Source organism: Dialister sp. UBA1703 (assembly GCA_002320515.1).
In the GTDB taxonomy this organism is placed as follows: Bacteria; Bacillota; Negativicutes; order Veillonellales; family Dialisteraceae; genus Dialister.
The window spans coordinates 1-11,405 of the sequence record DCJJ01000133.1; the positions used below are offsets into that span (position 1 = coordinate 1).

An 11,405-nucleotide genomic window follows, 5' to 3' on the forward strand; every position below is an offset into this window, starting at 1 on the left:
ACTAGCTCACTAGCTCACTAAAGAATCCCAGTCGGCGGGAAGGGCGAAGTACCAGGCCCCTGCATGAATTCCTATGACGTCATCCTCGCCACGCACCGAGATTCTTCACTGCGTTTAGTATGACAGAGTCAAGGGGCTATCCCATGACCAGTGCTGCCTCGATTTCTTCTCGCAGGACACTCGTCATCCTGAGCTTCGCTCAGGATGACTGTTGCCCGGCAAGGCTCCCCGATCCTCGATCCCGATCTCCGATCCCAGCCGCTCCGCGAAGCCGCCTGCCACGGCCTTTGCCCCCTGAGCGACAGCGACGCACCCCTTGGCACCGAGGGCCATCAGGCCCGATGGATGCCATATGCCCCTCTGCGGCCAAAGGCCGCAGGCCCCTACGGGAATACAGCCCCCCGCCCCTCCAATCAAAAAAAAGCGCCCTGTTTCATGGGCGCCTTTTTCATCTTTCTCTTTATTCCCCTGCCTGTTTCATCATCCTGGCTATATCTTCAAAGAATTTATTCTTCTGCCTGTAGCCGATGATTCTTCCCAGTTCTTTTCCGTCTTTATAGAAGATGAAGGTGGGGATGCCTTCGGGGGCGAAGCGGTCAGCCAGTTCTTCTGCTTCGTCTACGTCGATGCGGCAGAGGCGGACTTTTCCTTTGAATTCTTCTTCCGCGCCGGAGAAGGCGAGGAGCATGACCTGGCAGGGGCGGCACCAGGAGGCGCCCAGTTCCAGGAGGACGAATCCTTTTTTGTCTACGAATTCTCTGTCAAGGTCGCTGTCTGTGTAAAGGTCTGTAATCATAGCATCCTCCTTATATGGATAGAATGGTATAGGTTTCGCGGGAGTAGGATGGTTCTTCGATGATGGTGATGTCCGTGCCCGCGGTTTTTTCAAGGTTTTCTTTCATGGGGCCTGTTTCCAGGACCTTTTTCACTTCTCCCGGGCAGCGGATTTCCAGGGCTGTTTTGAAGGGGCCTTTTCTCCTTCTGTTTTCCAGGTCTTCCAGAATGCGGTCCGCCGCCACTTTGGCGGAGAGGATGCGGCCGGTGCCGCCGCAGGCGGTGCAGGGGTCGTAGTAATACTGCCAGGTTCTTTTGGTGGTTCTTTTTCTTGTCATTTCCACAAGGCCCAGGGATGTCATGCCGAGGACCAGGGTTTTGGTGTGGTCTTCTTTCACGGCATTCCTGAGGATCTGGAGGAGTTTTTCCTTTTCTTCCTTTTTCTCCATGTCGATGAAGTCCACCATGATCATGCCGCCGATGCCGCGGAGGCGGATCTGTCTTGCGATTTCCCGGGCGGCGTCTTTGTTGATGAGGAAGGCCAGCTGGTCGTGGGGCATGCCTTTGGCTTTGAAGGAGCCGGAGTTCACGTCGATGACGGTGAGGGCTTCGGTGTAGTCGATGACCAGGGAGCCGCCGGAAGGAAGGGGCACCACCCGGTCGAAGAGGCGCCGGATTTCGTCGTCCACGTGGAAGGCATGGAAGAGGCTTTCTCTTTCGTCGTAGAAGAGGATTTTGTCTTTGGAAATATGTTCTTCTTCCGCAAGGGTGAGGAGCCTTGCATAGGTGGCCCTGTCATCCACCAGAAGGCGGTCGGCGCCTGTCAGGTAGTCCCGCACGCTTTTCACCGCCAGGTCGCCGTCTCTGTACAGGAGGGCCGGCGCTTTTTCGATGGCCCCTCTTCTCATGACGATGTCCATGGTACGGGAGAGGGAGGAAATATCATTTCTAAAGTCCTCCTCCACTGCCCCCTGGGCGGCGGTGCGGACGATGAAGCCCGTGCCTTCTCCTGCCAGGGAGGAGGCGGCGCTCCTCAGCCTGTTTCTTATGTTTTCGTCGGTGATTTTCTTGGAGATACCGATGTAGGAGGAGCCTGCCAGGGCTACGGCGTAGCGGCCGGCGAAGCTGATTTTTTCAGTGACCAGGGGTCCCTTGGTTTCGGTGCTGTCTTTTTCCACCTGCACCAGGATGGAAGCGCCTTCGGTGCGGGGCGCCCCTTTCAGGGTGTCCCGGTCCCGGAGGAAGGCGTTTCTTCCGATGCCGATATCGACGAACATGCCGGAGAGGGAGGGCACCACGTTTTTGATGACGCCCTTGTACACTCTTCCCACAATGTCTTCTTCCCCCGCTCTTTCCACAAAGAGTTGGGAAAGTGTGTCGTTGTCAAGGAGGGCAAGGGTGGTCTGGTCAGGCCTTACGTGGAGAAGAAGCTGTTTCATGTCAATTTCCTTTCAGTAATCCCTGAAATACGCCGTCATCTTCAAGGGTGAGTCTTTTCCCTTCCAGGCGGCGGTAGGTGCCGGTGCGGGAGCAGATGAATTCGCCCTCCGTCCAGGGCATGTGGAAGGTTTCCGCAAGTATTTTCCAGATGTCCTTGGGCTGCACGGTGCCGGTGGAGCTTCTCACCAGGGAGAAGGTGAGGTAGGCTCTATCCCTGGTGAAGGTGACTTTCATGGGCTCCAGGATCATGGGCTTCACGTCCATTTCCCTCACCTTTTTCGGGGTCACCCTTTTATAGAGGAAGGAGGACAGGCTGTTGAACTGCTTGAGGGAGGCTTCGGCCTGTTTGAAATCGTCCTCCGTCAGTCCTTCTTTCACCGGTCCTTCCATTTCATAGGCGTCTTCGTTGAAAACGGCCACGAATTTGGGCCAGTTCTTTTCCGCTTCCACAATGGAGCGGATGGCAATGCCCTTCGGCAGCTGGCGGGACAGTCTTTCCTTCACTTCGGACAGGTCCATGTCCCCTTCCAGTTTCATTTCCAGGTACAGGGGGTCGGCGGTGACGCCTACGCCCAAGGCGGAGTCCAGGGCCAGTTTCATATGGGGGTTGAAGCCCTCCGAGAAAGCCACCGGGATTTCGGAGCGCATAACCGCCCTTTCCAGGGTGCGCAGGAAATCGAGGTGCCCCAGGAAACGGAGTTCCTCACCTTTCGTGATAGACAAAAACAGCCTTTTCATGTGCATTCTCCTCTTTATGATCAATGGGTTTCACGTCCAATATGGGGCATACGGCGCAGCCGTTGCAGGCAAGGTGGCGGCAGTCGTGGGTCAGGATGCCTCTCTTTGCCAGGCGCCATTCTTTCCGGAGGTAGTCCTTGGATACGCCGCAGTCGATATGGTCCCAGGGTTCCGGTTCGTATTCGTCTCTATCCCGGGACGCATAGAGGTCCGGGTCCACGCCGCATTCTTCAAAGGCCTCCATCCAGCGGTCGTAGTCGAAGAATTCGGTCCAGCTGTCATACTTGCAGCCCTTTTCCCAGGCCTTCAGGATGACGGGGGCCAGTTTCCTGTCTCCCCTTGCCAGTACCGCTTCCAGCCGCCCTGTTTTGGCGTCGTGGTAGGCAAATTTAATATGCCTGTCGGTGAAGAGGCTCTTCAGGTACTGCTGTTTCCTTTCGATTTCCTCCACGCTGCACTGGGGCATCCACTGGAAGGGGGTGAAGGGTTTGGGCACGAAGCTAGCCACGCTGACGGTGATGCGGCAGTCGTTTCTTCCGCGGATGATATGGTAAAGTTCTTTAATCCGCATGGCCAGGTCGGCGATGCCCTTCAGGTCTTCGTCCGTTTCTGTAGGAAGGCCCATCATGAAATAGAGTTTCACCTTGCTCCAGCCATTTTTGAAGGCATTGGAGCAGGCGCCCATAATGTCTTCTTCGGTGACCCCCTTATTGATTACATCCCGAAGGCGCTGGGTGCCCGCTTCCGGCGCCAGTGTGAGGCCGCTCTTTCTCACCTGCTGGATTTTCTTGGCAATGTCGATGGAGAAGGAGTCTACACGTAAGGAGGGAAGGCTTACGGATACACGGCGGTTCTTGAAGGTTTCCAGAAGGTGGTCCACCAGCTCCGGCAGGCAGGAGTAGTCGGCGGAAGACAGGGACATGAGGGAAATTTCATTGTATCCCGTGTTCCTGATCAGGGTATCGGCGATTTCCTGCAGTTTTTTCTCGTTCTTTTCGCGGACCGGACGGTAAATCATGCCGGCCTGGCAGAAACGGCAGCCCCGGCTGCAGCCGCGGAACATTTCCAGCACCGCTCTGTCATGCACGATTTCAATATGGGGCAGGATAGGCTTGTCATCCACTTTGACCTTGTCGAAGTCGGGGATAATCCGTTTTTCCACAGGGAACTGGGCTGCTTCGTCGGTGGGAGCGATGGAGCGGAAAATGCCGTTTTCATAGTAATTCACCTGGTAAAGGGAAGGAACATAGCAGCCTTTGATGGTGGCCATGCGGCGGATGATTTCCTTTCTGCCTCCCGGCTTTCCTTCTTTTTTCCAGTTTTTCACAAGCTCCGCCATTTCGCCGATGGCTTCTTCCGATTCGCCGATGAAGAAAACATCGAAGAAATCAGCCACAGGCTCCGCATTGTACACGCAGGGGCCGCCGGAAACGACGATGGGGTCGTCCTCTCCCCTGTCCTTTGCCAGAGGGGGGATGCCGGCAAGGTCCAGCATGTTCAGGATATTGGTGTAGCACATTTCAAAGGGCATGGTGAAGCCCAGCACGTCAAAGTCCCTGACCGGACATTTCGACTCCAGGGTGTAAAGGGGGATATGCTTTTCCCGCATGAGGGCTTCCATATCCACCCAGGGGGCGTATACTCTTTCCGCCAGGGTGTCGTCCCTTGCGTTGAGCACGCTGTAAATGATTTTCAGGCCCAGGTGGCTCATGGCCACTTCATACACATCGGGGAAGGCCAGGGCCACTTTCACGTCCACACTGTCATGGTCTTTCACTACGCTGTTCCATTCGCCGCCGATGTAACGGGCCGGTTTCTGGATATGCATGAGCCATACGGGATCAATTTTTACAGGGTTCATAGTCACTCCTAATCAAACATCAGCTTTTTGCGCCGGATGTAAATATTCATCAAAAGTCCTACACAGAGAAGGTTCATCATGAGGGCACTGCCGCCGTAGCTCATGAAGGGCAGCGGAATGCCGGTGACCGGCATGATGCCCAGGGTCATTCCCACATTAATGAAAATCTGGAAAAGCCACATGGAGAAAATGCCGCAGGCCAGAAGGCTTCCGAAGGCGTCTCCCGAGGACCGGGAAATCATAATGGCACGGTATAAAAGGATAAAGTACAGGAAAAGGACAAAAATGGCTCCGATGAAGCCCAGTTCTTCCCCGATAACGGAAAAAATGAAGTCCGTATGGTTTTCGGGCAGGAAGTTCAGCTGGCTCTGGGTGCCTTCGAAAAGGCCCTGGCCGATGAAACCGCCGCTGCCGATGGAAATCTTGGACTGGATCACGTGGTAGCCGGATCCGTAGGGGTCCACGGAAGGGTTAAAGAGCACCAGGATACGCATTTTCTGGTAGCTGTGCAGCACGAAGAACCAGATCAGCGGAAACACCGCCGCAAAGGCGATGAAAGCCTTCTTCACCAGTGACATATTGAGGCCGCAGATGTAGAGCATGCCGAAGGTAATGGCTGCAAATACAAGGCTGGTGCCCAGGTCCGGCTGGATGAAGATAAGGAGGGTGGGAAGAGCCATAAGCCCTGCCACAGGAAGAAGGCTCTTCCATGTCCTGTAGCCTCCCCTGTTGTTGGAAAGGAGGCGGGCCAGGCAGATGATCATAATGATTTTCGCAAATTCCGAAGGCTGCAGCGTAAAGGGGCCGATTTGGATCCACCGCTGGGCGCCCAGGGCGCTGGTGCCTGCAAATTTCACCACCAAAAGCATGATGGCATTCACAACATAAAGGGCGGGCACAAAGCGGTACAGGAGCCGGTAGTCAAAGTACAGGGAAGCGCCGCCGATGATAAGGCCCATGAGGAGGAATACCCCCTGCTTGATGACGAAATCGTACTGTCCCGGATGGTCCGGCACATTGGCATGGGTGGCGCTGGAAATAATCAGCAGAGATACCACCGCCAGCCCCAGCACCGTCATGAGGAGGGTGCTGTCGATTTTACGCCAGTAATGAATAAGATTCATAGGTTATCGCCTCCGCTGCCATTTATAGGCCCGGCTGCCGGAGTGCCAGGACAGGCCCTTTACTTCATGGGTTTGATTTCTATTTCTTCTTTCCATATCCTCCTCGTTTTCTCTATCCCCTACTGCCAGGAACGATTCCCAGCGGGACAGGGGGATTTCCTTATCTTTAAAGAGGGTGCGGGCGGCGTCGGACAAAGCCCGGCCGTAGGCGCTCTTTTCATCGAAATCAATAAGCTCTCCCCTGTTTGCCAGACGGTCCGCCATGAAGGAAAAGGGGATGACGCCGCCAAAGCTCTCTTCGTCCACCGTGTCATACACCTCATGGAAGGAAAGGCCTGTGCCCTCCCCTCCGGTAAAGCGGTTCAGCAGGTAAGCATAGGGCTTTTTCCCTATAAGGGGAAGGAGGCGGTCCGCATTTCTTCTGGAAGACCAGGCAGGCGCCACCAGCAGCACGATTTTGTCGGACAGGCGGAAGGCCGTTTCGATGCCCTTCCCCATGCCGGCGGGACAGTCGATGAGAATGTAGTCGTAGAGCCGGTGGATGTCATCAAGCACCGTGTCCATGGCCGCAGGAAATACGGTTTCCCAGGTCTCCTTCTGGGAAGCGGGAAGGAAATCAAGGTTCTCCATTACAGGAAGCACCGCATCCTCCAGGAAGCACTTCCCCTCTGCCAAGTCGCAGATGTTATAGAAGCAGTCGTTTTCCAGTCCCAGGATGAGGTCCATGTTCCGAAGGCCCATGTCACCGTCTATGAGGAGCACTTTCTTTCCCCTCCGGGAGAGGGTAATGCCCAGGGAGGCGGTAATAAGGGTCTTCCCTACCCCGCCTTTGCCGGATGCGGCGGATAGAATCGCTGCCATCAGGGATTTCCTCCCTTCCTGTCTTTATTCTCCGCCTTTTCCTTTCCCGGTGCGTAGTCGCCCAGGTGGAAATAGGCATTCATAATCTGTTTTACCACAGGAGCGGCGGATTCGGAACCGAAGCCGGAGTGTTCGAACATGCAGAGCACCACAATTTCCGGTTTGTCGAAGGGGCCGTAGGCCACGAACCAGCCGTTATCCAGTCCGTTCGTTTCCGCCGTGCCCGATTTGCCTGCCACCGCAATGGGATAGTTGGCAAAGAGGGCGCCGCCGGTGCCGTTCTTCGTCATAACCATGCGGAGGGCCTGGTGCAGGTCGTCCAGGGTGGCCTTGGACACCGGCAGAGTGCCCAGCTTCTCCGGCGAATAAATCTTAAGAGGCGAACCGTCCAGCTTGTCGATGCGGTTCACCAGGTAGGGCTTGTACCGGAAGCCGCCGTTGGCGATGGAAGCATACACCATTGCCATCTGGATAGGCGTGGTCAGGGTAAAGCTCTGGCCGATGGCGGCGTCCATGGTTTCGCCCAGGTACCAGTCCTGCTTGAATACCTTTTTCTTGTATTCCTCGCTGGCCACATTGCCGTCCGCTTCCCCTGCCAGGTCGATGCCCGTAGGTTTGCCGAGGCCGTAATCCCGGGCCATGGCGGAAATGCGGTCAATGCCCAGACGACGCCCCATTTCATAGAAATAGACGTTATCCGACTTTTCCACCGCTTCGTAGAAATTGATCCAGCCGAAGGCCTCACCTTCGGAGTTTCTCTTGTCCACCAGCCAGTGCTTGCCGCTGTCGAAAATCCGCTCCTCCGGCGTGGTGACCTTGGATTCCAGGGCTGCGGAGCCCGTAATCACCTTGAACAGGGAGCCCGGAGGATACATGGCCGCAATAGTCCTGTTCTGCATGGGGTGGTTCTTATTATTAATGATATTATTCCATTCCTTGGCGGAAATGCCTTTGCTGAAATGGTTGGGGTCATAGCTGGGCCAGCTTGCCATGGCCAGCACTGCCCCCGTATTGGGGTCGATGGCCACGGCGGATGCGCCGGTGGCAAAAACGCCGGAATGGGCCAGGGTCCTTGCCTGGGCCTCCATGGCATCCTCCGCCGCCTTCTGCAGATGGGCATCCAGGGTGAGGCGCACATTATTTCCTGAAACAGGCGGCGTGCCTTCCACATAGCGCACCGGCTGGCCGGAAGCATTGACCTCCACCGTCTTGGAACCGTTCCTGCCTTCCAGGAACTGGTTGTACTGCCTTTCCAGACCGGAACGGCCAATAAGGGTGGCGGTTTTATAGGGATTGCCGTTGGCATCCCTGTCGTCAGGCCCTGCCTCCCCTACATAGCCAAGCACCTGGGCGCCTGCAGCGCCGAGAGGATACACCCGAAGGGGATTCACTTCGATTTCAATGCCCGGAAAATCGTCTTTCTTTTCCTCGATCTGGGTAGCCACATCGATACCCACATCGTTGGCCAGATAAATGGCGCCGAAGGCCAGCTTGTTATCTTCTATTTTTTTCTTGATATCCTCCACCGGCACCTTGAGGAGCAGAGAGAGGCGGTTCACTTCATCGTCGGAAAGGCTGTTCTTCTTCCTTTCCACCGGCATAATAACGCTGTAGGCCGGACGGGAGCCTGCCATGATGATACCGTTTCGGTCGTACATGACGCCCCGGGAAGCCTGCTGCGGCAGATGGCGGATACGGTTGCCGTCCGCTTCTTCCTGGTAGTAGCTGCCCTCCACCACCTGCATCCAGAAGAGGCGGGCACCAAGAATGAGCAGAAGGATTATGGCAGCGTAAATCATGCGGCCATACCGCGACTCCTCCCGGTTCTTCACCAGCGAATTCAAGATGGAGGGGATATGTTTCTTCACCAACGGGGTTCCTCCTCCCGTTTCAACATCCATAGGAAATTATGCAGAATCAGGCTGCAGCCCCCGTTCATCAGGACCAGGGGAATGCCCAGGTAAATGAAATAAAAGAGGGATGGATACCGGCTCCCGGCCCAGCCCATGATGATACTGGAAAAAACCACATAAATCACCGACGCCAGCAGCACCGACAAAAGGGAAACATACCAGTGCTTATTGTACCGGTGCCTGCCGAATTTCACAAAAAGCAGGGTAATCACAAGGTAGGGCAGAAGATGAAGACCGAAGAAATTGCTGGTCACAATGTCCTGCAGAAATCCCCCCACCCCTGCCAGGATAAAGGCGGACTTCCGGTCCACAATTACCGCCGCCAGGGCAATCACCGTGAGCCACAGGTCAGGCTGCATAATGCCGTTGAAAAGAAAGGGCAGGAAAGAGGACTGCAGAAGGAAAATGATGCAGCTTAATAGCACAAGGCTGTAAGTGCTCATCATTTATCACCTGCCTGCTGCTTGTTCGGGTTCATAGCCGGTTCCATCTTCGGCGGCTTCACCGTAATGCTTTCCGGCGCCGTCTTCTGGATATGGTCGGTGATGACAAAGACTTCCTCCAGATGGGAGAAATCGGCCGCCGGTTTGATTTCCGCCGACTGGGTGCCTCCCTCCGCATTCACGTCCACCTTCTCCACCGTGCCGATGACCACCCCCTTGGGGTACACGCCGCCGTAGCCGGAAGAAACGATGGTATCTCCCTTGATCACATCCGCCTCTTTCGGAAGAGACATGAGGGTGAGATACCCCGGATTGCCGCTGTTGCCGGATACCATGGAAACCACCCGGGACGCGGGACGCTGCACAATACCGCCGATAGTGGTGCGGGGATCCAGAAGAAGCTGCACCCTGGCGGAATTCATATACACCTCGCTCACAAAACCTACAATGCCCGTGGGCACGATGACAGGCATGTATTTCTTAAGGCCGCTGTCCTCCCCCCGGTCAATGACCATGGTGTGGGTCCAGCCGCCGTAATCCCTTTCAATCACCGACGCCCCCAGAAGATTGTAGCTGGTATAGCCCTGCTTGAACTTCAAAAGATTCCGGAGCCGGATATTTTCCGCCAGAATCTCACTGTAATGATTCTGCTCCGTCTTCAGGCTCTCATTTTCCTTCCTCAGCTCATCCAGCTCCTTCCAGTTGGAAAAGACCTGCTTAAGGAAACCGATGCCGTTCTCCCCTGCCCAGGCCGCCCGGGATACGCCGTATTCAAAAGGAGCGGCCCCTACAGACAATGGCTGGGACACGAAGGGAATGTACTCCCTGTGCCGCCAGAACCATCCACAGCCGCCCATAAAAGCAAAAAGCACAATCATGCTGATCATCTTTTTCTTACTGAAGAATATCAAAATCAAGCTCCCCCATAGTATTTATCACCATTTTCAATGAGCAGGGAATGCTCCTTGTCCATCATGCAGGCCGCAAAACAGCCTTTGGCCACCACAGATCCCGGATCTGTCGGAATCGAAACGGGCATATGAAGCTCACCGGACAGCCAGTCCCTGATCCCGTCCATAAGAGCACTGCCTCCCGACAGAAGCAGCCCGTTCTTTAGGAAATCGTCGGCCATCTCCGGCGTAGCCCGCCTCATGACACGACGGATAAGAAGAATCACCGGCTCCATAATATGCTGCATGACAGGACTCATTTCATCCACAGAAATTTCAACAACCACTTCCACACCGTCACTGAGCCTGCGGCCCCGGACCGTAAAAGCATTATCCGTTCCGCTGCCGGTGAGGGAAAGCACCTCGCTCTTCAATTTCTCCGCCTGCTCCAGGCCGATCATCATGCTGTACCGGTCCTGGATGTGACGGCAGATGCCAAGGTCGATATCATGGCCCCCAAAGGAAATCCCCTCCTGAGCCAGAACCCCGCCGCAGCCGTAAATGCCTGCATCCGACACATCCCGGCCGATAACAAGGGAAAGAACAGCAGAAGGCACGGACAAATCCTTTCCCGCCCCGATGGCCGCAGCCGCCGGCGAAGGAATGAGAAACACCCCCTGGGCCCCGGCATGAATCAGTGCATCCACCAGCGCATGACGGGTGACGGAAGAAATCTCCGTAGGAATGGCCACCATGAGACTGGGCCTGGAAACAGACCGCCGAAGAGCCTTATTCAGGAAAAACCGAAGCATGGCCTTCGTCATGTCATAATCGGCAATCACGCCATTCTTCACCGGCCACTCCAGCGTATTATTCTCCGGCTCCTTATGGTAAAGAATCAGAGCCTCCGTGCCAAAACCAAGCACCTGGCCGCTGATATTGTCCACCACCGCCGTAGAAGCCTCTTCCAATATAACCTTGTCCCGCTGAAATATACGAACCTGGGAGGACCCCATGTCCACACCCAGACAGTTTAACATTGCAGAAAACATTAAGCATACCACCTTTTCAAAGGATTCGTATTATTATACCATGGATGGCACCATGAAAACAGGGCGGGGGATGGGAGAGTGTGATTGTCCCCGCCTGCGGCGTGAAGGTTCAAAAGGCTCAAATGGGAAGGTTCTAAAGTTTGACCGGCCTTTGGCGGTCGGGTTCTTAGGTTTGACGGCCCTGCGGGCCGAGGGTTGTGGATTGCCCTTTGGGCAATGATTATAAAGTCAGCGTTACGCGCTTTCCTCTTGTGTCACCAGCGCTGCCTGACGAAAAGCGTTAGTCTCCTTCCTCTGGAAGGCAGAAGC

The 11,405-nt window shown here is 55.3% G+C and carries 10 protein-coding genes; all 10 read right to left on the reverse strand.

Going from position 1 to position 11,405, the window contains the following annotated elements; all coding sequences use genetic code 11:
• Positions 1–460 precede the first annotated feature (460 nt).
• Genes B2Y11_RS05930 through B2Y11_RS05975 form a run of 10 tightly spaced genes read right to left on the reverse strand, consistent with a single transcriptional unit; the run spans position 461 to position 11,096 of the window.
• Complete coding sequence (locus B2Y11_RS05930; RefSeq protein ID WP_291057285.1) at positions 461–796, reverse strand: thioredoxin family protein; 336 nt, start codon at positions 794–796, stop codon at positions 461–463.
• Positions 797–806: 10 nt separating this feature from the next.
• Positions 807–2,213 carry an Rne/Rng family ribonuclease gene (locus tag B2Y11_RS05935; RefSeq protein WP_291057287.1) on the reverse strand — a complete coding sequence of 469 codons (1,407 nt, stop codon included), beginning with the start codon at positions 2,211–2,213 and terminating at the stop codon, positions 807–809.
• A gap of 1 nt (position 2,214) precedes the next feature.
• Entirely contained in the window at positions 2,215–2,937 is a 723-nt protein-coding gene (locus tag B2Y11_RS05940; RefSeq protein WP_291057289.1) for a TIGR03936 family radical SAM-associated protein, read from the reverse strand.
• Complete coding sequence (locus B2Y11_RS05945; RefSeq protein WP_291057291.1) at positions 2,918–4,813, reverse strand: TIGR03960 family B12-binding radical SAM protein; 1,896 nt, start codon at positions 4,811–4,813, stop codon at positions 2,918–2,920. The genes B2Y11_RS05940 and B2Y11_RS05945 overlap by 20 nt, the downstream gene beginning before the upstream one ends.
• Positions 4,814–4,821: 8 nt before the next feature.
• Positions 4,822–5,937, reverse strand: coding sequence for a rod shape-determining protein RodA (gene rodA / locus B2Y11_RS05950; protein WP_291057293.1), 1,116 nt, complete (start codon positions 5,935–5,937; stop codon positions 4,822–4,824).
• 3 nt (positions 5,938–5,940) lie between these two features.
• Positions 5,941–6,798: an AAA family ATPase gene (locus tag B2Y11_RS05955; protein WP_291057295.1), complete on the reverse strand. Its 858-nt coding sequence runs from the start codon at positions 6,796–6,798 to the stop codon at positions 5,941–5,943.
• Positions 6,798–8,666, reverse strand: a complete 1,869-nt coding sequence (mrdA, locus tag B2Y11_RS05960; protein ID WP_291057303.1) for a penicillin-binding protein 2 — start codon at positions 8,664–8,666, stop codon at positions 6,798–6,800. Before mrdA ends, B2Y11_RS05955 begins: the two co-directional genes overlap by 1 nt.
• Positions 8,663–9,157, reverse strand: coding sequence for a rod shape-determining protein MreD (gene mreD, locus B2Y11_RS05965; protein ID WP_291057297.1), 495 nt, complete (start codon positions 9,155–9,157; stop codon positions 8,663–8,665). The genes mrdA and mreD overlap by 4 nt, the downstream gene beginning before the upstream one ends.
• Positions 9,154–10,065, reverse strand: a complete 912-nt coding sequence (gene mreC / locus B2Y11_RS05970) for a rod shape-determining protein MreC (protein ID WP_291057299.1) — start codon at positions 10,063–10,065, stop codon at positions 9,154–9,156. The genes mreD and mreC overlap by 4 nt, the downstream gene beginning before the upstream one ends.
• Before the next feature lie 2 nt (positions 10,066–10,067).
• Positions 10,068–11,096, reverse strand: a complete 1,029-nt coding sequence (locus B2Y11_RS05975; RefSeq protein WP_291057301.1) for a rod shape-determining protein — start codon at positions 11,094–11,096, stop codon at positions 10,068–10,070.
• Positions 11,097–11,405: the final 309 nt, after the last annotated feature.